This is a genomic window from Streptomyces sp. NPDC038707, assembly GCF_040636485.1.
Classification (GTDB): domain Bacteria; phylum Actinomycetota; class Actinomycetes; order Streptomycetales; family Streptomycetaceae; genus Streptomyces.
In genome coordinates this window covers 73,997-99,724 of record NZ_JBEZUP010000029.1, presented here as the reverse complement: position 1 = coordinate 99,724, position 25,728 = coordinate 73,997, and the positions used below count along the sequence as shown (strand labels likewise).

Annotated in this window: 24 protein-coding genes and 3 pseudogenes; 12 read left to right on the top strand and 15 right to left on the bottom strand. The window is 70.6% G+C overall.

Annotated features, from left to right (window positions below):
• Positions 1-580 precede the first annotated feature (580 nt).
• Positions 581-1,030: a DUF5959 family protein gene (locus tag AB0E62_RS30460; RefSeq protein WP_362200875.1), complete on the top strand. Its 450-nt coding sequence runs from the start codon at positions 581-583 to the stop codon at positions 1,028-1,030.
• 617 nt (positions 1,031-1,647) lie between these two features.
• Positions 1,648-3,165 carry an alpha/beta hydrolase gene (locus AB0E62_RS30455; protein WP_362200872.1) on the top strand — a complete coding sequence of 506 codons (1,518 nt, stop codon included), beginning with the start codon at positions 1,648-1,650 and terminating at the stop codon, positions 3,163-3,165.
• A gap of 545 nt (positions 3,166-3,710) precedes the next feature.
• Here the strand turns inward: AB0E62_RS30455 and AB0E62_RS30450 are convergent.
• Complete coding sequence (locus tag AB0E62_RS30450; RefSeq protein WP_362200870.1) at positions 3,711-3,893, bottom strand: hypothetical protein; 183 nt, start codon at positions 3,891-3,893, stop codon at positions 3,711-3,713.
• Between AB0E62_RS30450 and AB0E62_RS30445 the strand changes: the two genes are divergently transcribed.
• Complete coding sequence (locus AB0E62_RS30445; protein WP_362200899.1) at positions 3,871-4,407, top strand: CGNR zinc finger domain-containing protein; 537 nt, start codon at positions 3,871-3,873, stop codon at positions 4,405-4,407. The two genes, AB0E62_RS30450 and AB0E62_RS30445, sit on opposite strands and share 23 nt — an antisense overlap.
• A 198-nt stretch (positions 4,408-4,605) precedes the next feature.
• Here the strand turns inward: AB0E62_RS30445 and AB0E62_RS30440 are convergent, their stop codons facing one another.
• Positions 4,606-5,097, bottom strand: a complete 492-nt coding sequence (locus AB0E62_RS30440; RefSeq protein ID WP_362200868.1) for a helix-turn-helix domain-containing protein — start codon at positions 5,095-5,097, stop codon at positions 4,606-4,608.
• A 95-nt stretch (positions 5,098-5,192) separates the two neighbouring features.
• Here AB0E62_RS30440 and AB0E62_RS30435 point away from each other — a divergent pair, with 95 nt between their 5' ends.
• Entirely contained in the window at positions 5,193-5,690 is a 498-nt protein-coding gene (locus tag AB0E62_RS30435; protein WP_362200866.1) for a hypothetical protein, read from the top strand.
• A gap of 62 nt (positions 5,691-5,752) precedes the next feature.
• Here the strand turns inward: AB0E62_RS30435 and AB0E62_RS30430 are convergent.
• The 6 genes and pseudogenes from AB0E62_RS30430 to AB0E62_RS30405 form a co-directional block, all read right to left on the bottom strand.
• A pseudogene (locus AB0E62_RS30430) lies at positions 5,753-6,105 on the bottom strand (hypothetical protein); the annotation flags it as partial.
• 769 nt (positions 6,106-6,874) lie between these two features.
• Positions 6,875-7,571: pseudogene (locus AB0E62_RS30425) on the bottom strand (IS5 family transposase).
• Positions 7,572-7,753: 182 nt separating this feature from the next.
• Complete coding sequence (locus AB0E62_RS30420) at positions 7,754-8,149, bottom strand: hypothetical protein (RefSeq protein ID WP_362200863.1); 396 nt, start codon at positions 8,147-8,149, stop codon at positions 7,754-7,756.
• Positions 8,150-8,370: 221 nt separating this feature from the next.
• Positions 8,371-8,697: a DUF1048 domain-containing protein gene (locus AB0E62_RS30415; protein ID WP_362200860.1), complete on the bottom strand. Its 327-nt coding sequence runs from the start codon at positions 8,695-8,697 to the stop codon at positions 8,371-8,373.
• Position 8,698: 1 nt separating this feature from the next.
• A complete protein-coding gene (locus tag AB0E62_RS30410; protein ID WP_362200857.1) occupies positions 8,699-9,055 on the bottom strand; it encodes a DUF1048 domain-containing protein in 357 nt (118 codons plus the stop codon).
• Positions 9,052-9,378, bottom strand: coding sequence for a PadR family transcriptional regulator (locus tag AB0E62_RS30405; RefSeq protein WP_362200854.1), 327 nt, complete (start codon positions 9,376-9,378; stop codon positions 9,052-9,054). Before AB0E62_RS30405 ends, AB0E62_RS30410 begins: the two co-directional genes overlap by 4 nt.
• Positions 9,379-9,745: 367 nt before the next feature.
• Between AB0E62_RS30405 and AB0E62_RS30400 the strand changes: the two genes are divergently transcribed.
• Together AB0E62_RS30400 and AB0E62_RS30395 are read left to right on the top strand one after the other, a co-directional pair.
• Positions 9,746-11,029, top strand: coding sequence for a hypothetical protein (locus AB0E62_RS30400; protein WP_362200851.1), 1,284 nt, complete (start codon positions 9,746-9,748; stop codon positions 11,027-11,029).
• A 165-nt stretch (positions 11,030-11,194) separates the two neighbouring features.
• Positions 11,195-11,644 (top strand): hypothetical protein, encoded by a 450-nt coding sequence (locus tag AB0E62_RS30395; RefSeq protein WP_362200848.1) that lies wholly within the window; start codon positions 11,195-11,197, stop codon positions 11,642-11,644.
• A 384-nt stretch (positions 11,645-12,028) separates the two neighbouring features.
• On the opposite strand, the gene AB0E62_RS30390 is transcribed toward AB0E62_RS30395, so the two are convergent.
• A complete protein-coding gene (locus AB0E62_RS30390; RefSeq protein ID WP_362200845.1) occupies positions 12,029-12,868 on the bottom strand; it encodes an SDR family NAD(P)-dependent oxidoreductase in 840 nt (279 codons plus the stop codon).
• A 143-nt stretch (positions 12,869-13,011) separates the two neighbouring features.
• Positions 13,012-13,458, bottom strand: a complete 447-nt coding sequence (locus tag AB0E62_RS30385) for an Rrf2 family transcriptional regulator (protein ID WP_362200842.1) — start codon at positions 13,456-13,458, stop codon at positions 13,012-13,014.
• Between the two features lie 283 nt (positions 13,459-13,741).
• On the opposite strand from AB0E62_RS30385, the gene AB0E62_RS30380 reads away from it, so the two are divergent.
• The 3 genes from AB0E62_RS30380 to AB0E62_RS30370 all read left to right on the top strand — a co-directional run bounded on the left by AB0E62_RS30380 (position 13,742) and on the right by AB0E62_RS30370 (position 17,644).
• Positions 13,742-15,262, top strand: coding sequence for a carboxylesterase family protein (locus tag AB0E62_RS30380; protein ID WP_362200896.1), 1,521 nt, complete (start codon positions 13,742-13,744; stop codon positions 15,260-15,262).
• 129 nt (positions 15,263-15,391) lie between these two features.
• Positions 15,392-15,862, top strand: coding sequence for a MarR family winged helix-turn-helix transcriptional regulator (locus tag AB0E62_RS30375; protein WP_362200839.1), 471 nt, complete (start codon positions 15,392-15,394; stop codon positions 15,860-15,862).
• Positions 15,863-16,051: 189 nt separating this feature from the next.
• Complete coding sequence (locus AB0E62_RS30370) at positions 16,052-17,644, top strand: DHA2 family efflux MFS transporter permease subunit (RefSeq protein WP_362200836.1); 1,593 nt, start codon at positions 16,052-16,054, stop codon at positions 17,642-17,644.
• 305 nt (positions 17,645-17,949) lie between these two features.
• On the opposite strand, the gene AB0E62_RS30365 is transcribed toward AB0E62_RS30370, so the two are convergent.
• From AB0E62_RS30365 to AB0E62_RS30355, 3 genes are all read right to left on the bottom strand, one after another.
• Entirely contained in the window at positions 17,950-18,816 is an 867-nt protein-coding gene (locus AB0E62_RS30365) for an alpha/beta hydrolase (protein WP_362200893.1), read from the bottom strand.
• Positions 18,817-19,100: 284 nt separating this feature from the next.
• Entirely contained in the window at positions 19,101-20,444 is a 1,344-nt protein-coding gene (locus AB0E62_RS30360; RefSeq protein ID WP_362200833.1) for a dicarboxylate/amino acid:cation symporter, read from the bottom strand.
• A gap of 307 nt (positions 20,445-20,751) precedes the next feature.
• Positions 20,752-21,348 carry a TetR/AcrR family transcriptional regulator gene (locus AB0E62_RS30355; protein ID WP_362200830.1) on the bottom strand — a complete coding sequence of 199 codons (597 nt, stop codon included), beginning with the start codon at positions 21,346-21,348 and terminating at the stop codon, positions 20,752-20,754.
• Positions 21,349-21,506: 158 nt separating this feature from the next.
• Here AB0E62_RS30355 and AB0E62_RS30350 point away from each other — a divergent pair, with 158 nt between their 5' ends.
• Positions 21,507-22,466: a chlorophyllase gene (locus tag AB0E62_RS30350; protein ID WP_362200827.1), complete on the top strand. Its 960-nt coding sequence runs from the start codon at positions 21,507-21,509 to the stop codon at positions 22,464-22,466.
• A gap of 154 nt (positions 22,467-22,620) precedes the next feature.
• On the opposite strand, the gene AB0E62_RS30345 is transcribed toward AB0E62_RS30350, so the two are convergent.
• Together AB0E62_RS30345 and AB0E62_RS30340 are read right to left on the bottom strand one after the other, a co-directional pair.
• Entirely contained in the window at positions 22,621-23,694 is a 1,074-nt protein-coding gene (locus AB0E62_RS30345; RefSeq protein WP_362200824.1) for an acyl-CoA desaturase, read from the bottom strand.
• 219 nt (positions 23,695-23,913) lie between these two features.
• Positions 23,914-24,456, bottom strand: coding sequence for an MOSC domain-containing protein (locus AB0E62_RS30340; protein ID WP_362200821.1), 543 nt, complete (start codon positions 24,454-24,456; stop codon positions 23,914-23,916).
• A gap of 26 nt (positions 24,457-24,482) precedes the next feature.
• On the opposite strand from AB0E62_RS30340, the pseudogene AB0E62_RS30335 reads away from it, so the two are divergent.
• Positions 24,483-24,677 (top strand): annotated as a pseudogene (locus AB0E62_RS30335) (transposase); the annotation flags it as partial.
• 177 nt (positions 24,678-24,854) lie between these two features.
• On the top strand, positions 24,855-25,703 hold the full coding sequence (locus AB0E62_RS30330) for an aminoglycoside phosphotransferase family protein (protein ID WP_362200890.1): 849 nt from the start codon (positions 24,855-24,857) through the stop codon (positions 25,701-25,703).
• The last annotated feature ends 25 nt before the right edge of the window (positions 25,704-25,728 follow it).

Genomic DNA, 25,728 nt, shown 5'->3' with positions numbered 1-25,728 from the left:
CCCGCTGCGGGGCTCGTGGCGCCTGGCGACGTCATCCAGATAAGCAGCCCGGGAAGGTGCCCGCAATGACCCCTTTTACTAGTGGTGGCCGGATTGGTGAGGGACGCTAAGTATGTGGCGTGGATCTCATTCCGCAGGTCAGAGGGGGTGCGAGAAGGGGCGAAACCGGCCTAACGGTCTACGGCGTCGGGTCGTAGGTGACGTGCGTCATGTGGGGTCCTTCACCGGCTCGCTCACCTCACGCGCCCGGATCCGTGCGCCGGGTCACTGTCCGGGGCCGTCGAATGTGACCGCGGTCTCGAACGCGGCCCGCCGGGTGGCACGGCGCAGCGCCCGCAGCACCGCCGGACCGAGCGCGAGGGTGAGGACCACCGTGCACAGCGCCCGACCCGCACCGTCGCCTCCCGGCTGAGGACGGCCGAACAGCGGTCACCGGCGGACACCGGCCTGGACGGCGAGCTCGTGGTGCGGGCTCGTTCCGGCGTGGGGTCGCCAGGACTCGGGGAGTACCGGTGAGGCAGGATGCGGCTCACCGGACCAGCGCGAGAAAGCGAGGCCAGCTGTGACGGAGTCGAGAGCAATGGACCTGATCCACCTGGAGGACATGGACGGCAACCGGTGCCTTGTGCGCGTCACCGGTCGCTTCCAGCCCGGCGTACTGACCGGCCACGACGTCCTGCTCGCTGAGGTCCTGGTGTCCGCGAGCTTCGTCGACGCGCGATTGGAGATGTGTCTCTCCCCGCAGGACCTCGCGTCCTGGCGGCAGTCGCTGGCCGGGCTCATCCCGGGCGGCAACGCGAGCATCGGCGACGACCGGGGCCTGGCCCTCGGTATCCATCTGAATGACGACCACTCGGTCTCTGTCTGGGTCGAGGATCCTGACCGCCTCACCGTGACGCTCACGATCCGGCCGCCGGACGACTGGACCGAGGACCACCACGACCGGCTCCGGCGCGTTGAGCAGGCCTGGCCACGAGAGACCGCGAAAACGGCTCCCGGGGCCTACGAGTGGGCTCCCAAGCCGCACTGAACTGATCACCGCCAGCCCACCTGACCACCCTCACGGGTCTGGTTCAGCAGCAGGCTCCCGTACTCCGATCCGTGACGCATCGGCCCAGGTCCGCTCCCGCACCGAGTGGTCGGACGGCGCTGGGGCGGCCGCCCCGCCGCTGTGGGTCGTCCACCATGACCTCGCGGTCGGCGGTGCCGCCCTCGTGGGCCGGCCCGGTGCCTGACCGTGGAATCGTCGGCGCCTTCCGAGGGATACGACATGGCAGAGCTGGGCCGGGTCGGGTAGCTCCCGTTCTCCGTTCCGTGGATCACGGCGTACGGCAGTGCGGCAGGTTGCTGACCATGCCGCAGCGGGAAGGAGCGGGTCGTCCGCGGCCGGCCGCATCGTCAGCCCCGTCGGGCTTCCTCTTGCGCTCCGGCCCCGCTGACCGTTCCACGAGGACACCGTGCTCAGCGACGCCGCACCTGGCTCATCGCACCGCCGCGAAGGCGGGGAGCCCCCTGAGCGGCCCCCGACCCGACCCTGAAAAGCCCCTGACAGGCGCACCACACGGTCGGCAGTGCGCCTAACGTGATGTCAGTGCCCCGGCCGGGTCCGCACGCCTGACACCACCACTCCCTTCACGAGGAGGAACCATGTCGTCATGGGGCAGGTCCGTACTGTGGAGCGTCGCCGGGCGGGGCAGGACCGTCGCCGTGGGAGCCGCCATGGCCGTCATCACCGGCCTCGTCACCGCTCCCCCGGCCCTCGCATCGCCGTCTGCCACCGAGGTCCTGCGCTGGTTACCGTGTGACGACCCGGAGCAGCCGGGAGCCGAGTGCGCCGCTCTTTCGGTGCCGGTCGACTGGGCCCGCCCGGACGGGCCGAGACTCGACCTGGCTGTGGCCCGCCGCAAGGCCACCGACCCCGGCGCACGCGTCGGCTCGCTGGTGTTCGGCCCCGGCGGGCCGGGCGACTCGGGGGTGGAGATGGTGGTGGGCCGTATCAGCCGGTTCAGCCCTGAGACCCGCCGCAGGTTCGACATCGTCAGCTTCGACCCGCGCGGCGTGGGCCGCAGCAACCCGGTGACCTGCTCCGCCGGCGTGCTTGCCGAGCGGCCGTCACCAGAGCTCAAGAGCCAGGCGGACTTCGACGCCACCGTGGCGTACAACGGGCGGCTCCGTGCCGACTGCCGGGCCCGTACCGGCCCGGTGTTCGCCCACCTCGACACCGCCCAGACGGTCCGCGACGTGGACGCCCTCCGGGCCGCCCTCGGCGAGCGGGAACTGACCTTCCACGGCAGCTCGTACGGCACGCTGCTCGGGGCGCAGTATGCCGAGACCTACCCGCGCCGCGTGCGTGCGATGGTGCTGGAGAGCGTCATGGACCACAGCGTTCCCACCACCCGTGCCTTCCTCCGGTCCGAGGCGGCCACGGCAGAGGATTCGTTCCGGGAGTTCGTGCGGTGGTGCGACGGTGCCGCGGACTGCGCGCTGCACGGTCGCGACGTCCGCGCCGTGTGGCAGGGCCTGTTGGCCCGGGCCGCGCGCGGTGAGCTGGAGAATCCGGCGAAGCCGGGCACTTCGCTGTCGTCTTCGGACCTGGTCAACAGGATCGCGTTCCGGAAGTTCTACGAGGCCGACTACGCGGGTCTGGCCACGGTGATCGCGGGGATGGAGACGAGCAGGCCGCTGCCCGCGTCGCCCACCTCGACAGCGCCGCTGCCTCCGGCCACGCCGGTCTTCTGCTCGGACTGGCACCTGCCGGTGCGCGACTACCGGGAGTACGCCTCGCTCGTCGCCACGATGAACATGACGGCGCCCGACCTGCCCTACCTGCTGCCGATCCATATGGCGGCGGCGTGTCTGGGCGCGCCGACCGCCAACCCGCAGCACCGCCTCGACGTACGGGGCGCCCCGCCGATCCTGGTGTCCAACGCGCTGCACGACCCCGCCACCGGCTACCCGTGGGCCGTCTCGGTGGCCCGGCAGCTCGGCCGCGGCGGCGTGCTCCTCACGTACGAGGGCCACGGCCACGGAAGCGTCACCAGCGGTCCGTGCATGGAGGACGCCGTGGACAGCTACCTCACCGACCTGGCGGTCCCGCCACGGGGCACCAGTTGCCCGGCCCTGTCAGAGGGACCGCGCGCCTACCGCGGGGCAGCGGTCCGGTGACCGGCCGTCCCCGAGTTCGACCACCGGGGCGGCCCCCGCCGCAGTGCGGTGCGCGCTGGTCCGGGGCAGCGTCGACGAGCGCGGCGAGGCCGCCGCGTACTGTCCGTCCAGGTCCGAGGGGACGGGGGAAGCAACGGTGAGCGGGAGGCGCGGTCCGGACTCAAGCGCGTCGTCGGGGCCGCTCGGCGCGACCACACCGTCCGGTGGTGCCGGCCGGTCGGCGGGCCGGCCGCGGGCCGTCGGCCCGGGGGCGGTCACGAGGCCGCCGTAGGGCAGTAGGTGTGCGTGCGCGCGGACGACCGAGCGTGTGTCCGGGGACGGGGACGGGACGGGACGGCCGTGGCATGGCCCAGGGGCCAGTCGCCGTTCGGCTTCCCGGGCTGTGGCAGTTCGGTGGGGGTGCGGCCGACACGGTGGGGGTCAGCGCCTGCTCGGACCGTGGTGGCCGGACGTAGGGGGCGCGGTTCGTCGGCGATGACGGTCAGGGTGCCGCTGAAGCCCTGGCACACAGGGTGGCAGCGAGCGCGGCCTGGCGAGGGCGGCTCTCACGGCGTGGCCGGGGCGACGGTGCCGGCGCGCGGGCAGAAGGAGGCGCCCTTCCCGGCCTTGTCGCACAGGGTGTCGGACAGGGCTGCCTCGTACACAAGGCGGTCGTCGTCCCGGCAACCGATGACCAGGAAATGACCGGAGGCCGACCCGAGGCCGCTGACCGGCGAGCCCCTCGCCACGGACCTGCTCAACACTCGGTGGATCGACGCCGCGGGCCCCCACGACCTGCTGGACTCGCTGAACGGCCTGGCCCTGTGGCTCGCGGGCCCGAGCGTGCGGGAAACGCTCGGCGGCACGGCCGCGCCGGCCGACCAGGACACCCGGCAGCACCTGCTCCAGGCCCGTGAAACCCTCGCCCTGGCCGTCGCGGCCCCCACCGGCCCGGCCCCCGAGGCGGTGGCGGCTGTCAACGCCGTACTGGAGCACGGCCGGACACGTTCCGTACTGACGTCCGACGGGCCCGGCACCGTGGTGGAGGTGGACGCCCCCTCCTGGCTTCCCGCCTGGTCCGCCGCCGCCGACTGCCTGCGGCTACTCGAACGCCCGGAACGCATCCGCGCCTGCGCGGGTCCCGACTGCGTCCTGCACTTCTACGACGTGTCGAAGAACGGCAACCGGCGCTGGTGCTCGATGTCCGGCTGCGGCAACCGGGCCAAGGCACAGCGCCACTACGCCCGACACGCGCGCCGTTGACGGACCCTGCGGGCGGGCGGCCCTGGAGCCACGGCGCCGGCCCATACGGCACCGCGAGGAAACCGGGCACGGGGTGAGACAGGCCGGTCCCTTCGCCAGTGCCGCAGCATCCAGCGTTTGTCCCGTGGCCCAGGCGTCGGCCCCACCGCTTGGATCATGCTTCTCGCGATACGAGCCGCTCGGTACGGCCCTGGGGCCTCAGGAGCTTTCCACGAAGCGTGCGCCCGGCCCGGGCGTGCGGCAGACGTCTTCCGGGGCGAGGTGGCTGTGCCCCGCAGCACACTGGAGGACGACCTTGACCGGCTCGTCGCAGAAGCTCGCATCGTCGACGGGCCGGTGCCGGACGATGACCGACGGGCCCTGCGGGTCGGCGAGGTACGTGTCGCCCCATTCCAGGAGCGCCACGAGCGTGGGCCGCAACGCCCGGCCCTGCTCGGTGAGTTCGTAGGCGAAGCGCTGCCGATCCCCGGGCTCCTGATAGGGCACGCGGCGCATCACTCCCGCGGTCACCAAGGTCTCGAGCCGAGTCGCCAGGAGATTTCTGGCGATCCCGAGGCGGGAGTGGAACTCTCCGAACCGGCGCGCGCCGTCCAGCGCCTCACGAACGATCAGCAGCGACCAGCGCTCCCCCACCACCGAGAGGGCGCGCGCCACCGAGCAGTTCACTGGGTCGATTCGCCGCGTCTCCATGAGGACGAGTGTACCCCTCTGGGTTTACAAGTTGCACTTAGCCCTCCTAGGCTCCGGCCTGAGTTGAAGAACTAAACTCATCAAGGAGAGCGACCATGCCCATGCTCGACGTGTACATCCCCGACGGCGCGCTCCAGCCGGATGCCGAGGCTGCGCTGCTGAACCGCATCACCGAGATCCTCGTCCGCAACGAGGGCTTCGACCCCGCCGACCCGGTGAGCCGTTCCGTCTCCTGGCTCTGGCTGCATCGACCGGCCGGCGTCTACGTCGGCGGAGAACCCGCGGACGCACCTCGCTACAAGGTCGTCCCGTCCGTCCCCGAGGGCCAGCTCGACGAGCAGAAACGTGCGAGCGTCATCGCCGAGGTCACCGAAGCGATCCTCGACGCGGAGAACGGCGCCTGGCCACGCGACGCCAGCCGGATCTGGGTATTCCCCACCGAGATCCCCGAGGGTCACTGGGGCGGCTGGGGCCGGATCAGGCCGCTCGCAACGATCCTCGCCCGGCTCACCGGCGACGACACCGAGCGGGCCCGCACGCTCGCGCGTGAACGGATCGCCGCCACCCGAGCCGAACACGCCCGCCTGCCCTGATGAGCGGCGCACGAAGCGGGGATCGACGCGGCCGGTGACACAGTCGTCAGGATAAGCCCGATTCAGGCGACGTTGGCCTTGGCCACGACCTCGCGGAAGCGTTCGGCGGCGTGCCGGGGCCGCCGGATGATGTGACGGCGATCATGCTGCCCCGCTCTTTGCGGGTGGCGTGGTCGGTGCCGTCCAGGGTGAAGCAGCGCAGGACCGGAGAGCATGTCTCTGCCCAGGTCGTACGCGGCGAACCGGTGTCTGACCCCGTGCGGCCGGGTGTAGGCCGCCCGTCGGCGGGGTCTCGGCTCCCGACCGGGGACCTCGCGCCGCCCAGGGTGGGCCGGAGGCCGGGCCTTCTTCGTGGCGTGGCGCAGTCCGGGTCGCGGGAGGTCTTCCAGGTCTTCATGCGGTGAAATGACACACCTCCTCTCGGGCTTTGTCCGGCGATCATGTGAACTGCCCTCGTGCATATGGGTTTGCTGCCTACGGTGGTAGCTGACACATCGGTGACGAGGAGGAGACACGGTGATCACGGGCTGCGTCGTTGGAGAGAGTCTTCGGTCGGGCGCGGTGCTGGAGCTGCCTGGCCGGTGAGTGTGCCGGGTGACCCGACTGGATGTGGCTGATTCGGCACGCGGAAGCCGGTCGCCGGTGTGGACGGTCCTGGAATTCGGAAATGACGCGGAGGACGACGCTCCGTTGGCTCAAGCGACGGCAGATGGCCTTTCCCCTGTCGGGGGCTGGTACGCCGACTCCCGAGTGGACGACGAGGAGCGAGTGGTGGTTTTCGCCGGCCGTGTCTTTCGCTATGCAGGCGCCGACGACCCTCGTCGCACGGAGGCCATTGCCTATGGAGCGAGTGTGGGCGTGCCGGAGCACCAGCTCGACTGGAAGGATTGAACAGCGCTCGACGTCCGGCGGGTCACGGCCCGAGGCATCGGCGGAATCGATGCGACGGTCACGGTGCCGGTGAAGACGTAGGCACGCTTGTCGCAGCGCGTTGCCACCGCCCGGGGAGCGCACGCGCCGAGTTCCGTACGCAGCACGGCCGGACGTCTTCATGGCCGCCGAGTACTCTACGCGGCACCAGTCAGGTGCTGTCACGGGAGCGGACCGCGGAGGTCTCGTCCCGTTGTGCCGATGTGGCATGGTTCCTCGGGAGACCGGACATGCGCGCCTGCTTACTGATCGTGTCAGAATGACCTTCGAAGGCGTCGGAGGCAGATGATGCTGCGGGCGAGGTCGAGTAGTCCCTGGTGGAGATCGGCGCGTCGCTCGTAGCGGGTGCGGAGGCGCTTGAACGGGTGGAGCCAGGCGAAGGCGCGCTCCACGGCCCAACGCACCTTGCCGAGTCCAGAACCGTTGGCGACGCCTCGTCGGGCGATCATCGGCTTGATGCCGTGCTTGCACAGCAGGCGGCGGTACTTGTCGAAGTCGTAGCCCCGGTCAGCGAACAGCCGCCGGGGCCTGCACCGCGGGCGTCCTCGCAGTACTCGAATCGGCGGTATCGCGTCCAGCAGGGGCAGCAGCCGGGTGACGTCGTGGCGTTGCCTCCGGTGAGCGTCACGGCGAGCGGAGCGCCGCAACGGCCCACGATCACATGGCGCTTGGAGCCGGGGCGGGCGCGGTCGACGGGCGAGGAGCCGACATGATCCCCCCGTTCTCGGTCCAGTCCCGTAGCCGGCGCCAGGCCGTGACTCCGGAACAGCCCACGGCCTGGGAGGGGACGTCGCGCCAGGCGACACCGGTCCGCAGCACGTACATGATGCCGGCCAGCGCCGCCCGGTCCGGAACGCGCGGCCGCCCGGGACAGCGAAGGCGCCGTTCGGGAGCGGGCGGCGGCAGCGGAGCCGCCCGCTCCCACAGATCGTCAGGGAACAAGATCAGCACGCACCCGGACACCCTGCCGACCGAGTTCGCGGAGTGCACGACCTATGGCTCAGCTCACTCTGGAACGACCAATTACGCCGACGTCGCGGCCTGCCCCTTGCCTGCTTCCTCGGCGGCTGGGCCGGTCCCGAACGCTGTAGTGGCGCGAACTCCCCACAAGGACGCTGCCGGACAAGACTGACTCACTCGGCACGTTCCGCTGACAAAGCGGCCAGCACCCGCTCGCGCAGCAACTCATACTCCTCGCGGCACCGCCGCGGTCCCTCCGGCGGCCGATGCACCACCTGGCCGTTGACGACGCCGGCGCCTTCGAGGACGCGGAACTGATCGGCCGTGAGGTCGACCTCGGTACCGTCGGACAACCGGTTCCAGTAGTGGTTCCACACCTTGGCGCCGTTCATGTGCACCTCGCCATGGATCAGGTCCCCGCCCAGCAGATCCTGAACCACCAGCGCCGTCACTCCGCACTGGCTCCAGGACGGGTTCTCCGGCCGCCACTCGTCCCTGCCCGCTGGGTCGCATGTGTCCCGGTCCCAAGCGGCCTCAATCAGCGGCCGCAGCATCTCCACATTCAGCATCCCAGGAGCATCGCACAGGGGTACGACAACGACTCGGCGCGATCATCCATGCGCACCACGCGGGCGGCGTCGGCCAGGAACTCGCATACCTCCCGGCTCAGCCGGGCGTGAAGGAGCAGGCAAAGGCCGTCCGGGTCGACGTTGGGCGGGCGGGTGCTGCTCCGGGTCGTGGAGCCAGGTCCCGTCGGCCTGCTCGGGCACCTGGCATGAGGCGGCGGGTGTCACTCCTGCGCTCTGTCGGCCTCCCCGCTGATGGACTCCTGACAGAGGTCCGCGTAGGTGCGCGAGTCCTTGACCAAGTCGTCGCAGAACGCGGCTACATCGTCGCCGATGAGTTCCAGGACTCCCTTGCCCGCGGCGGCTCCCTCCTCGAAGAAGTCGAGGATCCCGGGGAGCAGAGGCCCGTCAGGCAGGTCGATCGGCCCGACCTTGAGCAGGTACTTCTGCATCTCCTTGTAGACGATGTGGTAATCCGGCGGGAGCGCCTTGACTCGTGCCATATGCGCCCGCCACTGCCTCTTGCCCTCGATGATGTCCTGGATGCCCACGTCAGTCTCCCAGTCGGTTCAGTTTCCTCGCCACGTTCCTGTTCAACTGCTCTCGCCACCGGTCGCGATAGGTTCGAGCCCCTTCTCCGCCTGCCAGCCCCGTGCAGAAGCCCCGGATGTCGTCGCCGAGCACCTCGTGGACGCTCTGCCCCTCGGCCGCTGTTTCCTCGAGCAGGCCCAAGGCGGCGTCGAGGATCGGCATCAGATTGCGGCCGGTGAAGTCCCCGAAGGGGAAGAGGTGGGCGACGATCTGTCCCCACGCCGCCCGGTAGTCGTCCGGCAGGGTCTCGGCCCGGGCTTCGAACGCCTTCCATTCCCTGGTGAGATCGCTGCCCGTGGCCTTCTCCCAGAAGTTCACCTTCCGCCCTCCCTGAGCCTGTCGATGCGTGATGAGACGTACTCCCATTTCGCCCAGAACCTGGCGAGTTCCTCGCGCCCGGCGTCGTTGAGCGAGTAGAACTTGCGCGGCGGCCCGACCCCAGACGGCCGCTTCGTCACCTGGACGAGTTTGTTCCTCTCCAGCCGCAGCAGGATGGTGTACACCGTCCCCTCGACGACGCCGTCGAAGCCGAGCTCGTTCAGCTGTCGGGTGATGGCGTACCCATAGGTTTCCTCACTGCTGATGATTTCGAGCACGCACCCTTCGAGCGTGCCCTTCAGCATCTCCGTCAGGTCATCCAACGTGAGCCCTCCTCGGCTCAGCGGTACTTTGTACTACCGAGTACCACTATAAAGTATCACTGAGTAGTGGGGGTGTCCCGCGTGGCGGTCTCACCCTCTGCGGGCTGGGGGCCTTCCTGTCGCGAGACCGGAGGCCGGGGCGGATGCCGCCGGGACAGCACCGGGCGGTGGCGGTACCCGCGCGTCGCCCGGAACATGCCGCGCGATCGGCAGGCCGGAGTGCTGCTGTGCGCGGTCGCGGGGTGGTCTCCCGTCCGCGGGAGGTGAAGCCATCCCCATCATGACCGGTCAGAGAGGGGATGCGTAGGAGCGACGGCACAGGTGGGAAGCCTTGTTGAGCCCTCCCCCGGCGCCCAGAATCGCCCTCATGAATCACTCGGGGAACGTTGACCAGGACGACATCCTGCGGGCGCGGAACGTGCTGCTCGGGTCGGGCCGCCGCACGCCGCGTGAGGAGGTCGACGCCTACCGTGTGCTCGCTCGGGTCAGCCCCGCCTCGTACCTGCCGCGCCTGGCCGAGGCGCTCCAGCGCCTGAGCTACGACAGCGGCTCCGGGGAACCGCACGCGGCCCGTCTCGCACTGCGCCAGGAGGCGGTGGCCGTGGCGCGGTCCATCGATCCCGCCGAACCCAACCGTGCGGATGTTCTGTACGGGGCTCTCGACGCCTGCCAGAGAGAGTTGTACAGGGTGGGCCGGCGCGCCGAGGGACTCGCCCTGCGGGCCGAGATGCTCGCCATCGGCCGTGCGGAGGCCGAACTGTCCGGGCAGCCTGTGGTCAGAGGGCTGCGTGAGTGGGCCGCCGGTCTCTCCGAGGAGGGCCGGTACGCCGAGGCTGCCGATGCCATGACCGAGGTGGTCGCGGCGATCCTGCCCGAGGGGCCGAGCGGTGGCGGTCTCGCCTGGTCACTCCTGGAGTGGATCGCCGCCCTGCATGACGCCGGCCGGTCCGACGAGGCACTCGCCGCGTTCGAGACACTCGTGGGCATGGAAGCGGCCGAAGCCGCCCATGACCGGGGACCGATGGCCTGTCATTTCCACGCCCTCATCGGGTACGCACGGCTGCTCGACACCTACGGCAGAGGCGAGCGGGCGGCCCTCGTCCGGCACGAGGCACTCGCCTTGCTGACGGAGTTGGCCGATACCGGCGAGCGCACGTCCTGGAGTGGCTACCAGACGACGTTCTGGGCCGTGCTGCTGTCCTTCTCCGGCGCGGACAGCGAGCCGCCCGCGTCCGGCGAACCGCGTCCCCCGTCAGGGACGACGCCCATGCACTGGTCGCCCGACAGCAAGCGGCGCTGCTTCGACGGCCTTCATGCCCTTGGTGAAGAGGTGGACGCCCTCGCTGCTCGGGCCGCCGGGGATCCGGACCGGCATCTGGCCGCAGCGGTCCGGCTGCACCGGGTCTTCACCGTCCGTTCCGCCGCCTACTGGGAGCACCGCACCCATCTGTTCGCGGAACGAGTGCGCTCCCTCTTCGACGACGGAGTGGATCTGGCCCGCAGCCTGTCTCGGCAGGACCCGGCCGACGGGACGCGGACCCTGGCCGAAGCCCTGATCGACCGGTCGGCCTTCCACGCAGCCGCCCGCGAGTTCGGCCCCGCCCTTGATGACTTCCGCCAAGCCCTGCGCTGTCTGGGAGAGGTCCGCTGACCCGGGCCGGGCAAGTCCGCCCGCGCCCGGCCGGTCCGCCCATCACCGCGTGGAACCTGACGTACCGTCGGCACGACCGGCGTGCAGGGCACCGGCACAGGCCTGCCGGGGCGGCGTACCGGTCCCCCTGTCCGGGCCGTGGGCGGTCACGCTACCTTTAGCCGGATGCAGCCACAGCAGTCTTTCACCACCTTCCCGCCCGCCCCGGCGTCCTACGAGCGCCCCCGCACTCGCACGAGGACCGTAGTGCTGTCCCTCATAGCCGGGCTCGTGCTCGGCGCCGCGGGGACGGGTGCCGCGTGGGCGATCAACGCACACGCCAACTCCCGTCCCGCAAAGGGGACTCCGGCAGCCGATGCGCGAGCCGCGTGCGAGGCGCTCGACGGTTTCGACCCGGCGAAGTACACGACGAAGGGCTCTGCCGGCGAGATCGCCTTCAACCGCTATGCGGCGGCCGGGGTGCTCTCGGCGTCGGCGGCAGCGGGTGACGCGAAGTACAAGGAACTCGCACAGGCCATTCGCCGCTCGGAGGACCGTCACGCCCGGGTCTTCGACTTCGACGCGACGGTGATGAAGGATCTGGGCCAGGCCCGCGAGATCTGCCGCGGCCTGTAGCCCCGCCTCACGCGTCCCGCCGGTACGGGCTCACGTCCCGCCGGTACGGGCATGCGACCGGCTGTGGACGGCCTTCGAGCCCGGTGGGGGGCAGGCGGCACGGGAAACGGGTGCCGGCCACGGCCGGGCTCGGCGCCGGGTGGCCTGGGTGCTGCCGGGACCGGCGCCCCCGGCGGCAGTTCGTCGGCGCCCCTCCGCGCGCCGTCAACCGCATCCTCCAGGGTAGCGAGCACACGGCCCGACCGCGGGACGCCGTTGAGCTGCCGAACGGCGGCCTGCATCCGGAGTACCGGGGTGCCCGGGGTATCGGGTGTGTTCGTCAACCAGCCCGGCGTCCCGCTCGACTACGACAGACCACCCGGTCGCTCGTGGCGTTGATCAGCGTCATGATGCGCTCGCCTGGTCGCGCAGGAGCTGCCGTGTGATGCCGTCGAGCCGCGCCGCGGCGTCCTTGTCGAACGCCGGGCCCAGGAGGCGGAGGGGAGCGCCCTCCACGAAGGCGCTCAGCGGTTCCCGGGGCGGAGCGTCGATGATGTCCAGGATCGGCGGGACGGTGCACTCGACCGGCTGCGCGGCCCGCTTCATCTGCTCGATGTGAGCCGCGGTGGCGGCGTCGAATTCGCCCGCGAAGCCGGTGCGGGTCCCACCGGGGAACAGCAGCACGTACCGGGCGCGACGCGTGCTTCCCGCCTCGGCGAACGAGACACCGAGAAGGTCGTTGAGCCGGCCGCCCTGGGCCATGGCCGTCCAGCCGTCGTAGCCGCGTTCGAGGCCGAGATCGTCCCAGTGGATGCCCGGCGTCCCCACACCGGGACCGGCGATGTTCACCACGACCGGCTTTCCGGCCTTGTTCATCACGTCGGCCAGGCCGTGTCCGAGCAGGTACCGGCTGAGGTAGTACAGGGCGAGATTGTGCTCGATCCCTTCGGAGGTCACCGTCCGACGGCTGCGGAAGTACCGTGCGCACAGCACGAGTGCGTCCACCACGGCGAACCGGTCCTCGATCTCCGCGATGACGCGCCGGTTCTCGCTGACGAGGCTGAGGTCGGCCTCGATGAAGACGGCACGGTCGGCCGCACCCGCCCTGTGCGCCGTGTCGAGGAACTTCCTCCCCTTCGCCGGGTCCGGAGCGATGACCACCACGTGGTCACCGCGGCCGAGACAGGTGTGCGCGATCGCCTGCCCGATGCCGGAAGTGCCCCCCGTGACGACAATGGTCTTCACCGTGATCCTCCTCGGAACACTGAGCCGTTCGGATTCCGCGCGGCAGAAAAGCTTCCCGCCCACGGGTGCGCGCGGAGACTGCCACTGCGATAGTTACAGTTAGGGCACAAAAGAGCGGCGAAGGGCTCTGCCCCCGCCGCCTGTCAGTTGGTGACGCGTTGCGCCACCTCGCGTTCACTGGCCAGCACCTCCCGGACGAGGTGGGCGATCGTCGTCCGGCCGAGCCGTTCCTTCATGGCCCGCTCCGCGCTCTGGAACTCCACCTCGAGCAGCCTCTGCATGTTCCGCCCCACCTCGCATTCGGCGCTCGGCGGATGCGGGTGCCGCGCGAGGACCGGCCCCGCCTCCACCGCGGCGTAGGCGTCGTAGAGCGTGATCTCGCGGGCGGGCCGGGCAAGCGACCAGCCGCCGTTGCGCCCCTCGGTGGACCAGACCAAACCGGCGTCACGCAGACCGCCGAGGATCCGCCGCACCAGAACGGGATTGCCGGCCAGGCTCTCCGCGATCTCCGCGGAGGTCAGCGAGCGGTCCCAGCGCCCCAGCATGGTGAGCGCGTGAATCGCGACCGCGGTCCTGCTGCTGATGCTCACCGCGACTCCTTCACAACGCTCACCTCGTCCATCAAACTGCAACCAAGCTAGTAGCAGTTTGATTCACGTGTCAATGCCGGATGCCGGTCGTGGGAACCGTCCGGAGGACGGGCCCGGAACACACCGGTCCGGGACCGGACGGGCCGGCAAACGAGCGCGGCAACGGAACCGTGCGCGCGTGACATCACCAGGGCCGCCACTCCCTGCGCTCCGCCACGGACACCGCCCCACCGGCCGGCAGGTTCGGCTGGGTCCGTGTCACCGAGGAGGCACCATGGACACCATGAACACCCTTGATTTTCCTGAGGTCATGACCAGGACGGGCGCGGTCCGCGGCCGACGTGAGGAAGGGCCGGCGGTCTTCCGTGGCATCCCTTTCGCCCAGCCGCCGGTCGGCGCGGCGCGCTTCGGTGCGCCGCGGCCGGTGGACCGGTGGGACGGCGTCCGGGACGCCCTGGCGTTCGGACCGCCTCCTCCGCAGGAGCCGATCGGTGGCGCGACGCCTTCTCCCGGCAGCGCGCCGGCCGGGGACAACTGGCTGACCGTCAACGTGTGGACACCGGACCCGGATCCGGCCGCGCGACGCCCGGTCATGGTGTGGATCTACGGCGGGGCCTACAAACTCGGCTCCGCCGACGACCCCGCCTATGACGCGAGCCGCCTCGTCCGGGAGAACGAGCTTGTCGTGGTCACTTTCAACTACCGCGTGGGGGTGGAGGGCTTTCTGTGGATCGAGGGCGCGCCCGCCAACCGCGGCCTGCTCGACCAGGTTGCCGCCCTGGAGTGGGTGCGGGAGAACATCGTCGCCTTCGGGGGCGATCCAGCACAGGTCACCGTCTTCGGCGAGTCGGCCGGCGCGGGGTCCATCGCCGCTCTCCTTGCCATGCCTCGGGCCCGGTCGCTGTTCCGACGGGCCATCGCCCAGAGCGTGCCCGGCCCCTTCTTCTCGGACGCGCTGGCCGAAGACATCGCCAAGGCCCTCGCCGGCGGGATCGGACTGCGCCCGACCGTGGCCGACTTGGCCGGCGTGGATCCGCACGAGCTCACCGAAGCCGGAGCCGCACTCGGGCCCCGGATGCCCGGGTACGCCCACCGCTGGGGCCCCGTCGCCTTCACCCCGACCGCGTTCTCCCCCGTCATCGACGGTGAGGTGCTGCCCGCGGCGCCCTGGGACGCACTGGCGCAAGGTGCCGCCCGGGACGTGGAACTCGTCGTCGGGCACAACCGGGACGAATTCCGGCTCTTTCTCCACCTCGGCGGGATGCTCGGCCAGGTGGACGAGGACCTCGCCTCCATGATCCTCGGCCTGTTCGGTCCGGCACCGGACGCCGAGCAGGCCTACCGCGCGGCGTTCCCGGACGCCTCCGCGGAGTACCTGTTCGAACTCGTCCAGTCCGACTGGCTGTTCCGCATGCCCTCGCTGCACCTGGCCGAGGCGCACACGTCCGGAGGCGGCCGGGCGCACCTGTACGAACTCACCTTCTCCGCCCCGGCCGACGACGGTGCGCTCGGCGCCTGCCACAGCCTCGACGTGCCTCTCGTCTTCGGTGTCTACGGCGGCATCGGTGAGATGCTGATCGGCCCCACGCCGTCACCCGAGACCGAGACCCTGTCCGCCCGCTTCCGCTCCGCCTGGACCACCTTCGCCACCACAGGAGATCCGGGCTGGCCCGCGTACGACACCGACCAGCGCCTCGTCCAGCTTTTCGACACCGCGCCCACGGTCGCCGCCTATCCGGAAGAGGCCTCGCGTCGGCTCTGGGAGCGACACACCTTCGCCCCGCTCCCCCTGATGACCCCGTGACGGTGCTCGGCAGAACGTCCCGGGGGCGCAGTTCGACCCCGCGGCCGGGTGGCCTGCCCGTGCCGCGCGGCGCAGCCTCAGCATTACCTATATTGACATAGTTATATTTACATACTTACACTGGCTGTCATGGATCAGCGCAGCACGTCCGCTCAGGACATTCGCCGGGTGGCCTCCGGGCTCGCGGCGTGCCTGCCCGCGCTGTCCCGCGCCCTGGACCGGCAAGTCGGCCAGGTCTATCCCCATCCCAAGCCTCCCGAGGCCCAGCTCGCTCTGCTCCGGCATGTCGAGTCCCATGACGGTGTGACGGTGCGCAAGGCCGCCGAGGCCCTGCTGATGAAGCCCAGCAATGTCAGCGCGCTCGTGTCCCAGATGACCGAGCTGGGCATGCTGGAGCGCCGGCAGGACCCCGCCGACAAGCGGGTCGCGCACCTGCATCTGACCGAGAAGGCCCGGCATGAGCTGGCCGAGGTCCACCGGTTGATGAGCTCCCATGTCATGGGGGCCTTGAGCACGATGACCGACGGCGATCTGAAGGCCCTCGGCGCGGCCCTGGGGTCGCTGAACGCCCTCGCGGGGCGCCTCCTTTCCGACCGGTGACGGTGCGTACCGGCCCGTAACGGGTCCGGTACGCGCCTGTGAGGGGCGCCTCTCCGAGCTGCCTCGCACCTTGTCGTTCTTCTTTTCCGCTCGCCGCTGCGATGACGGCGGCCGCTCTGCTCTCCCCCTCCCCCCACGGACGCCCCGTGCCGTCCGGACCGGGGCATCCTCACTAAGGACAGATGTGTCATGCCCTCCGAAGTTCTGAGTTCCTCCGCGCCCGTGGAAGGGGCGCGGCACCCGGACCGCCCGCGCGGTCCGCGTGCCAACCCGTGGTTGTCCTTGATCGCCGTCGCCTTCGGGCTGTTCATGGTGGGCCTGGACGGCTCGGTCGTCTCCATCGCCAACCCCGAGATCGGCCGGGACCTGAACGCCGGCACCGCCGATCTGCAGTGGGTGACCAATTCCTACCTGCTGGCCCTCGCGGCGGCCCTGATCCTCGGCGGCAAGCTCGGCGACCGGTTCGGGCGCCGTACCTTCTACCTGATCGGCGTCACGGGCTTCACGGCCGCGTCCGTCGCCATCGGTCTCACCGGTTCCATCGAGGGTGTCATCACCTTCCGCGCGCTGCAGGGCTTCTTCGGAGCCCTGCTGATGCCCAACACCCTCGGCATCCTGCGGGCGGCCTTCCCGCCCAAGAAGTTCGGCATGGCGGTCGGCATCTGGGCCATGGTCTCCTCGGTCTCCACGGCCCTCGGCCCCATCGTGGGCGGTGCGCTCGTGGAGCACGTGAACTGGGAGTCCGTCTTCTACATCAACGCCCCCATCGGCGTCATCGCCCTCGTCTTCAGCGTCATCGTCCTGCCGCAGAGCAGGAACACGGCAGCCGCCGAGGAGAAGTTCGACCTGCCTGGCGTCATCCTGCTGGCCGTCGGCCTGCTCGCCGTGGTGTTCGGCGTGGTCAAGGGCGAGACGTGGGGCTGGACCTCGGGCGGCACCCTGGGGACGATCGTGGCCGGCGTCGTGGTGCTGCTGCTGTTCGGCTGGTACGAGACCCGGCTCCGCCACCCCCTGCTGCCCATGCGGCTGTTCCGCAACCCGGCGCTGACCATCGGCACCGTCATCACCGCGCTGAACTTCTTCATCCTGCTCGGCGTGATCTTCTTCGTGATGCTGTACCTGCAGAACGTCCGCGGTTTCACCCCCGTCCAGGCGGGTGTACGCACGCTGCCGCTCAGCCTCGCCTCGGTCGTGGCCTCCCCGCTGGGAGCCGCGCTCACCGAGAAGTTCGGGCCCCGGCTGACGATGCCGCTGGGCATGGCACTCCAGGCGGTCGCGTGCTTCGTCATGCTCGGCTGGAGCGCCGACTCCGCGTACGCCCTGTTGTGGCCGCCGTTCGTCGCGCTCGGCCTGGGCGTCGGCATGGTGATGTCCTCCTCCTCCGACGCCATCGTCGGCAACGCGCCGGTCAAGGACGGAGGCGTCGCCGGCGGCCTCCAGGCCACGGCCCTTCAGGTCGGCGGCGCGCTCGGCACCTCCGTACTGGTGTCGCTCATCAGCAGCCGCGTCGGCTCCACCCTCACCGGTGAACTGGCCTCGTCCGGGGTGCCCGCGACCGCGGCCGAGGGGCTGAGCAAGGCGAAGGACGCGGTGTCCATGGGCGTCGCCCCGGTCCCGGGACAGGCCCCGGAGCAGCTCAAGGCCGCGATCGTCGAGGGAAGCCACCAGGCCTTCATGAACGGGGTGCACACCGCGGCGGCGGTCTCCGGTGTGCTGGCCGTCATCGGCGCGCTGACGGCCGCCGCCGGTGTACGGCGGGCCCCCGAAGCGGCCCGTCACTGAGGAAGGACGGACGAACCCGCCAGGCCGAGCCGACCGCCGGGGCGGTGGCGGCTCGGTCCGGCCGTTCTCCGGGGCCCGATCGCGTGCGTGGCACAGCGGCCCCGTGGGCAGGGTGGTTGATGCCTCGTACGTGGCGCCGTGCCCACGCCGGTGCTCGGTCACCAGCGTCGGATCCACCGGCGGCATCACCGGAGCGTCCGCGTACGGCACGCATCGGCCGGCTCGAACAGTTCGTCCCTGCGCGCGGCACATGATCAGACGAAGGCCGCCCCAGCATCCAGCGAACACGCAGGTGGGCGGCCTGGTTAACCCTGTGCGCCCCTCGCGCCTCGCACGAATCGCCGAAGGTGCGCACGCACGGCGTCAGGCTGCTCCAGCCACGGCTCGTGCCCAGCGCCCTCGACCCGCGTCAGTGGAACATCGAGCCGGAGCGCGAGTGACGCGAGAGCCGACACAGGGCGGGGATCGTCAGCCCCACCGAGGAGTTCCGTTCGCGCGGGCAGGCACGCGCGCAGCTCGGCCAGATGCGCATCGAGCGGGTCCGCGCGTCCTTCCCTGCCGAGTTCGCCATTCATGGTCCAGTTGACGGGACGCCGCCGCCGGGCACCCTGTGCCGCCCAGTGCCACCCGCGTTCGGGATCGGCGTGGTCGGTGAACCAGGCCAGCGTGAGCAGCTCGACTTCCTGTTCCTCCGTGCGGTCCGGCAACTCCTGCAATGCGCGGAGCCGTTCCCGCTGTGCTGCGGACATGCGGCGATCGCGCTCCGCCCGGTCCCCGGAGCGCCAGTCACCGACGAACGGCCCGCACATCAGCAGCATCGCGGCAACCCGGTCGGAGTGCGCCAGGCAGAACCGGCTCGCCAGGTCGGTGCCGTAGGAATGCCCGATCAGCACGGCCTTGGACACGTCCCACGCGTCGAGCAGCTCGGCGAGATCGTCGACATGCCGGGCGAGGGAATGGCGCCCCCGCCAGGGCGACCGGCCCGTGCCGCGCTGGTCGTACCGGTACACGGGCGCCAGGTCCGCGATCATGGCGGCTGCATCGCCCAGGTAGTCCGGCAGCCCCGGACCGCCATGGAGCATGACCACGGGCGGCCGCCGGGTGGCGTCTCCCAGGGCCGTCCAGCGCACCTGCGCCCCGTCCGTCATCGACACGAAGCCTTGCGTCTCCATCGAGGTCACCGCGGAGAACCTACCGGTCCCACTGAGGCTCTGCCAAAGGTTGAATGCCAAGGCGGTCCTCGGGACCGGTCAGTACAGGGCGTCGCCCATGGGGGACGCGTCGCCTGCTCGGGGCGCACCGGCCCTCCGCGCCCCCGTGCGGGCGTGCACCCGCTCAGGGAGCGGTCGGTCGAGGACTACCGGGCGATCCGCCGACGGCCGGTGGCCGGTGGCCGTACGCACGAAGCGCCCCCGTCGGCCTGCCGGCCGGTGGGGGCGCCATCGTGTGCGGAGGGTCAGGCGGTGACCGGCAGGGTCACCTTCTGCTCGGCATCGCGCACGTCGTACTCGTCGTCCACGGGAGTCCCCGAGGCGGAGTTGTACGCGTCGAGGTCGAGGATCTTCTCGCGGGCGGCGACGACGACCGGGACCAGTGCCTGGCCGGCGACGTTGGTGGCCGTGCGCATCATGTCCAGCACCGGGTCGATCGCCATCAGCAGGCCCACGCCCTCCAGCGGCAGGCCCAGCGTGGACAGGGTCAGCGTCAGCATGACCGTGGCGCCCGTCAGACCGGCCGTGGCGGCGGAGCCGATGACCGAGACGAAGGCGATCAGCAGGTAGTCGCCGATGCTCAGCTGCACGTCGAAGATCTGGGCGATGAAGATGGCGGCGAGTGCCGGGTAGATCGCGGCGCAGCCGTCCATCTTCGTCGTGGCGCCGAACGGGACGGCGAAGGAGGTGTACTCCTTCGGCACGCCGAGGCGCTCGGTGACCTTGACCGTGACCGGCATGGTGCCGACGGACGAACGGGAGACGAAGGCCAGCTGGATGGCAGGCCAGGCGCCCTTGAAGAACTGGACGGGGTTGACCTTGGCGACGGTCGCCAGCAGCAGCGGGTAGACGCCGAAGAGGACCAGCGCGCAGCCGATGTAGACGTCGGCGGTGAAGGTGGCGTACTTGCCGATGAGGTCCCAGCCGTAGTCGGCGATGGCGTAGCCGATGAGGCCGACGGTGCCGAGCGGGGCGAGGCGGATGACCCACCACAGGGCCTTCTGCAGCAGTTCCAGGACCGACTCGCTGAGGGTGAGGATCGGCTGCGCCTTCTCACCGAGCTTCAGGGCGGCGATGCCGGCGACGGCGGCCATGAAGACGATCTGCAGGACGTTCAGCTCGGTGAAGGGCGTGACCACGTCCTTCGGGATGATCCCGGTGAGGAAGTCCAGCCAGGAGCCCGCGTGCTCGGGCAGCCGACCGTCCTTCGGGGTGAGGCCGGTGCCCGCGCCCGGGTTGGTGATCAGGCCGATCACGAGGCCGATGGCGACCGCGATCAGCGACGTGATCATGAACCAGAGCAGGGTGCGGGAGGCCAGCCGGGCGGCGTTGTTCACCTTGCGCAGGTTGGTGATCGATATCAGGATCGCGAAGAAGACCAGCGGGGCGACGGCCAGCTTCAGCAGCTGGACGAAGATGTGGCCGACCTTGTCGAGCGTGGTGTACAGCCACTGCACGTCAAAGCTGCGGGTGATCCAGCCGAGGACGACGCCGAGGACGAGACCGGCGACTATCTGAGCCCAGAAGGGCACCGCGGGTTTGCCCCGGACGGGCTTGGCGGGGATTTCGGTGCTCGCGGACGCGGACACGGACACACTCCAGTGAGGGCCAACGGGGATACGGAAGGGGGGACGGGGGCGGCGCACCCGCGCTACGGGCGGCGCCGCTGCATGCTGCCGGTCAGAGCGCGCGGCAACAGACCGCGGACATACAGCGGCACAGGTCGACATGCAGGCGCACCACGAGCAGGGGGCTCATGGCTTCATGGGGGCGCACAGCTGTCTTCACACCGAACACGTTAACACTTGTACTTTGAGACGCTCAAAGTACTTCTTTGAGGGAGCTCCCTGCGGCCCTTCCGGAGCGCCGGCGCGGACGCGCTGCCGCCCGTCGGCGTCAGGGCGTGTCCGGCCCCTGGAGTCCCCGGAGGAGGAGGGCGATCAGGCGGCGGGGGTCGTACCGGGGGTCGTTGTCGCGCCCGACGCAGAGGTTGCCGATGCCGCGCATCAGTTCGTACGGCTGCGTGCCGGGCCTGATGTCACCGGCCTCGACCGCGGCGTCGAGCAGCTCCGCGCAGACGGGCAGCAGACGGTCCAGGAAATAGGTGTGCAGCGCGGCGAAGCGGTCGTCGTCGGACTGCAGGGCGTCGGCGAGTCCGTGTTTGGTGACGAGGAAGTCCACGAAGAGGTCGATCCAGCGGCGCAGCGCCTCGATCGGGGAGTCCGCACTCGCCAGCAGGTGCGGACCGGCTTCGGCGCATGCCTCGATCTGGTGGCGGTAGACGGCCGTGACGAGGTCCGCCCGGGTCGGGAAGTGGCGGTAGATGGTGGCCATCCCGACGCCGGCCCGGGCGGCGATCTGGCGGATCGGCGCGTCGACACCCGAGGTGACGAACACCTCCGCGGCGGCGGTGAGCACCGCCTGCCGGTTGCGCTGGGCGTCGGCCCGCCTGCCTCGGGACGGTGACTGCCCTGCGGGGCTGTCGGCGGCCATCACCTGCTCCTTCCATGCCGTTGACAAAGCGGAGCAACGCTCCGGATACTAAGCGGAGCATTGTTCCGCTTCAGCTTAGCCGAAGCGGCGTGCCCTGTTCGCCCTGCTCGTCGCCGGTCGCGGGAGACCGGCAGGCGCCACCGAAAGGGATCCCCCTCATGAGCACCTCCGCCGCCACCGACGCCCTGGGCGCGCCCGCCCCGGTCCTGTCCTTCAGCCCCGTGGTCCTCCCCGTGCCCGGACGTCCCGTCGACCTGGAGGTACGCGTCTCCGCGCCCGCGACCGGCACCGGCCTCCCCGTCATCCTGCTCTCCCACGGTCACGGCCCCTCGAACAACCTCTCCTCGCTCAACGGCTACGCTCCGCTCGCCACCTTCTGGGCCGCCCACGGATTCGTCGTCGTCCAGCCCACCCACCTCACCTCCAGGACCCTGAGCCACCTGGTCGCCGACGCACCGGGCGCGCCCGACTTCTGGCGGTCCCGCGCCGAGGACATGACCCACATCCTCGACCGGCTCGACGTGATCGAACGCACCGTGCCGCAGCTCGCGGGACGGATCGACCGCGCCAGGATCGGCCTCGCCGGACACTCGCTCGGCGGCTTCACCGCCGCCCTCCTGCTGGGTGCCGGGCTCACCGACCCCGGCACCGGGAACGTGGTGCGCCTCGTCGAGCCCCGGATCAAGGCCGGCGTACTGCTCGCCGCGCCCGGCCGGGGCGGTGACGCCTTCAACGGGCCCATGGCCGGGCAGTGGCCGGTCATCGGCGCCGTCGACTTCTCCACCATGACCGCACCCGCGCTGGTCGTCGCCGGCGACAAGGACGACTCCCGGCACTTCACGGACAGGGGACCGGACTGGCACGCCGACCCCTATCACCTCGCCCCCGGACCCAAGACCCTGCTCACCCTGTTCGACGCGGAACACGGACTCGGCGGGATCGCCGGGTACGACGCCGCCGAGACCACCGACGAGAACCCCGCGCGCGTCGCCGCCGTCGCCCGCCTCACCGCGGCCTACCTCCGCACGCGGCTCGACCCCGGGGACAACGCCTGGCCGGCCGTGCGCGAGGCGCTGACGAACGGCCCCGACCCGGTAGGACGAGTCGAGTCCAAGTAAGCCCCCGCCGGCCCCTCCCCCACCGGGCGCGCGCACCGGCCGCCGCCCGGGGCCGGTCGGCCGGCGGGCTGACGGTCACGGCCGTTCCGTCCGGACCGCTCGGTACGGTCCGCCGCCGCCTGGTCCATGGCTCATCGTGGTGCGGGGGCCGCGGTCAGGCAGCCGCCCGGCGCTGCCGCCTGATCGGTTCTCCCACCCGGTGCAGGTGTGCGAGGGCCTCGCGGTAGGAGCCGATCAGGCCGGTCTCGTGGTAGGGCACACCGATCTGTGCGCAATACGCGCGCACGATGACCCGGGCCCGGCGCAGATGCGGGGTCGGCATGCCGGGGAAGAGGTGGTGCTCGATCTGGTAGTTGAGCCCGCCGAGCAGCACATCGGTGAGCCGGCCGCCGCGGACGTTGCGGGAGGTGAGGACCTGGCGGCGCAGGAAGTCGGGCCGCTCGTCGCCGCTGAGCGTGGGCATGCCCTTGTGGTTCGGGGCGAAGGTGCAGCCCAGGTAGACGCCGAACAGGCACTGGTGCACGGCGAGGAACGCCACCGCCTTGCCGGGCGGGAGCACCAGGAACAGTGCCGAGAGATAGAGGGCGAAGTGCAGGAGGAGCAGCCCGGCCTCCAGCGTGCGGTGCTTCATGGACGGCGAGCGCAGCGCCCGCACGCTCGACACGTGCAGGTTGAAGCCCTCCAGCGTCAGCAGCGGGAAGAACAGCCACGCCTGGTGGCCGCCGATGAGACGGGCCAGGCCCCGGCTGTCACGGGCCTGGGCGGTGGACCACACGAGGATGTCCGGGGCGACGTCCGGGTCCAGTTCCTCGTGGTTGGGGTTGGCGTGATGGCGGGTGTGCTTGTTCATCCACCAGCCGTAGCTCATGCCGATCCCCAGGTTGCCGAAGATCCGGCCCCAGATGCGGCTCGGCCGGTCGCGCCGGAACACCTGACGGTGCGCCAGGTCATGGGCCACCAGCGCGGTCTGGCCGTACATCAGGGCGAGGAAGGCGGCCACCGCGAGCTGCCACCAGCTGTCCCCGACCGCGAGGAAGGCGCCCCAGCCCGCCGCCGTCAGCCCGACGACGAGCCCGAGCCGTGCCGCGTAGTAGCCGGGGCGGCGCCGCATCAGTCCCTCCTCGGTGATCCGGCGGGACAGCCGGGAGAAGTCACTGCCGGCCCCGGGGGCACGGGAAGGAACGTCGGGTGGTGTGGCCAGGACCGCGGCCTGCGGCGAGATCGTCATGCCACCGAGTCTGGGCGTGCCCCCTGCGTGCGGGACAGCCTGCAAGCACCGCTTCGGACCGGGGGTTTGCCCCAGGGCGGCCGGGGGTGGTTCCACCACCTCAGCGCCCTGACCTGGCCTTTCGGTGGAGTTCTTCGGTGACTCGCCGAGACGCGGTGCGCGCGGCGCACGAGGATGCCGGGCGACCGCGGTCAGGTCACGGCGGGCCCGGGACGGCGGTCAGACCCGGTCCAGGGGCCGGTGCGGACCGCTGGGGAGTTCCACTTCGATCGGGTCGCCGGGGCGCACCACGCCGCCTTCCCTCACGATGCTCATGATGCCGGCCTTGCGCACGATGTTCCCCGCCTCGTCGCGGCCGACGACCTGCTTCAGCAGCCCGTCCTGGAAGCGGTCGATCTGCGCGCAGGGATTGCGCAGGCCGGTGACTTCCAGGACCGCGGAATCGCCGATGCGCAGCAGTGTGCCGACCGGCAGACCGAGCAGCTGGATACCGCGCGTGGTGATGTTCTCGCCGAGCTCGCCGGGCGCCACGTCGAACCCCGCCTCGCCGACCTCGGCGAAGAGCTCCTCGTGGATGAGGTGGACCTGGCGCAGATTCGGCTGGGTGGGATCCTGCGCGACGCGCGAACGGTGCTTGACCGTCACACCGGCGTGCACGTCCCCCTCCACCCCGAGCCCGGCGAGCAGTGTGATCCTGTCCCGGTTCGGCTTGGTGAACGCGTACTCCCCGTTGCTGCTGACCGCCGTCACTCGCCCGCTCATCCTTCGGAACCCCCTCGTCGGCAACCGTGACCAGCCACGAGCCTAAACTGTCTCACTTGGATCAGTCGTTCGTTGGTCTGGTTGTGCCGTTGACTGATGCGCAGTGGGCGGGGATCGAGCCGTTGCTCCCGGACCGGACGCCGAGACGGGGTGGCCGCTGGCGGGACCACCGTGAGGTGATCGACGCGATCGCCTACTGGCCACCGACGGTGACGTGGAGGGACTGCCCACGCTCACCGCACTCACCCGCCGCGGCACCGGCTAGGGTGAGCCCGTCCGCCTCGCCCTCTCCGACGGCGCGGCACCCGGCGATCAGGCAGGGTCGAGATCCCCATGAGCCGGCAGCCGCCCGGCCCGCGTGTCCTGTTCTGCGGGGGCTACTGGAAGGATCGTGGTTCATGACTGCCGTCGCCTGGAGTACGCACACCATTGAGCTGAATCCCCATAGCGTGATCAAGAGATTCCGACGCGGGAGCCACGCGGAGTGCGCACGCGAATGGCAGGCGTTGACCGTGCTTTCCGCCTGCGCACCAGGCTTGGCTCCCGTTCCTCACAGCGTCGACCTTTCCGCTGAGGAACCGGTCGTGGTGATGTCGCGGTTGCCGGGGGAGCCGCTCCGAGGCCGGGTACTCGGCGAAGATCAGCTCAAGGCACTGGCCGAGGCAACGAACGAGATGTATGCGGCGGTGCCGGCGGACGCGCTGGCGAAGATTCCGGTCCGGCCCGGCCGTCAGCATGAACTCATCACCAGGATCCGGGCCTGGACACCACAGATCCGCCCCCGCGTCAGCAATGAGGTGGCGGAAGCCATGGATCTGGGGCTGGACTGGCTGGCTCACTCGGGTTTGGAGGATGTCACCCCGCCGGACGTCCCGCCGGTCTTCGGGCCGGGTGACGGGAACCTCGCCAACTATCTGTGGGACGGCACTCGCGTGCGGGTCGTCGATTTCGAGGAATCCGGTCGGAGCGACCGGCCTTTCGAACTGGCGGAGATCACGGAACACGTGGCCGGCTGGGTCGACCAGCCTCTGGACGTCGAGACGTTCCTGCATCACTTCGATCTGAGCCGCGCGGAACGGGCACGGCTGCTGGCGTGCCGTCGGCTCCTGGCTCTCGTGTGGTTGTTCCTCCTGTCGTTCGACGACCCTCGGCAGCCGCGCAACCCGCCGGGAACGGCTGAGCGGCAAGCCGACCGACTCTCCAGGCTTCTCCGTCGGGGCTCCAAGGCCGCCCGAGGCGAGAACTGATCACGGACTTCGGCTTTGAGGTCAA

Excerpts from the sequence above, each read along its gene's own strand:
- AB0E62_RS30460 (WP_362200875.1), top strand. The coding sequence starts at position 581 with ATGGACCTGATCCACCTGGAGGACATGGACGGCAACCGGTGCCTTGTG.
- AB0E62_RS30455 (WP_362200872.1), top strand. The coding sequence starts at position 1,648 with ATGTCGTCATGGGGCAGGTCCGTACTGTGGAGCGTCGCCGGGCGGGGC.
- AB0E62_RS30440 (WP_362200868.1), bottom strand. The coding sequence starts at position 5,097 with ATGGAGACGCGGCGAATCGACCCAGTGAACTGCTCGGTGGCGCGCGCC.
- AB0E62_RS30435 (WP_362200866.1), top strand. The coding sequence starts at position 5,193 with ATGCCCATGCTCGACGTGTACATCCCCGACGGCGCGCTCCAGCCGGAT.
- AB0E62_RS30420 (WP_362200863.1), bottom strand. The coding sequence starts at position 8,149 with ATGCTGAATGTGGAGATGCTGCGGCCGCTGATTGAGGCCGCTTGGGAC.
- AB0E62_RS30400 (WP_362200851.1), top strand. The coding sequence starts at position 9,746 with ATGAATCACTCGGGGAACGTTGACCAGGACGACATCCTGCGGGCGCGG.
- AB0E62_RS30395 (WP_362200848.1), top strand. The coding sequence starts at position 11,195 with ATGCAGCCACAGCAGTCTTTCACCACCTTCCCGCCCGCCCCGGCGTCC.
- AB0E62_RS30380 (WP_362200896.1), top strand. The coding sequence starts at position 13,742 with ATGAACACCCTTGATTTTCCTGAGGTCATGACCAGGACGGGCGCGGTC.
- AB0E62_RS30375 (WP_362200839.1), top strand. The coding sequence starts at position 15,392 with ATGGATCAGCGCAGCACGTCCGCTCAGGACATTCGCCGGGTGGCCTCC.
- AB0E62_RS30370 (WP_362200836.1), top strand. The coding sequence starts at position 16,052 with ATGCCCTCCGAAGTTCTGAGTTCCTCCGCGCCCGTGGAAGGGGCGCGG.
- AB0E62_RS30365 (WP_362200893.1), bottom strand. The coding sequence starts at position 18,816 with ATGGAGACGCAAGGCTTCGTGTCGATGACGGACGGGGCGCAGGTGCGC.
- AB0E62_RS30355 (WP_362200830.1), bottom strand. The coding sequence starts at position 21,348 with ATGGCCGCCGACAGCCCCGCAGGGCAGTCACCGTCCCGAGGCAGGCGG.
- AB0E62_RS30350 (WP_362200827.1), top strand. The coding sequence starts at position 21,507 with ATGAGCACCTCCGCCGCCACCGACGCCCTGGGCGCGCCCGCCCCGGTC.
- AB0E62_RS30345 (WP_362200824.1), bottom strand. The coding sequence starts at position 23,694 with ATGACGATCTCGCCGCAGGCCGCGGTCCTGGCCACACCACCCGACGTT.
- AB0E62_RS30340 (WP_362200821.1), bottom strand. The coding sequence starts at position 24,456 with ATGAGCGGGCGAGTGACGGCGGTCAGCAGCAACGGGGAGTACGCGTTC.
- AB0E62_RS30330 (WP_362200890.1), top strand. The coding sequence starts at position 24,855 with ATGACTGCCGTCGCCTGGAGTACGCACACCATTGAGCTGAATCCCCAT.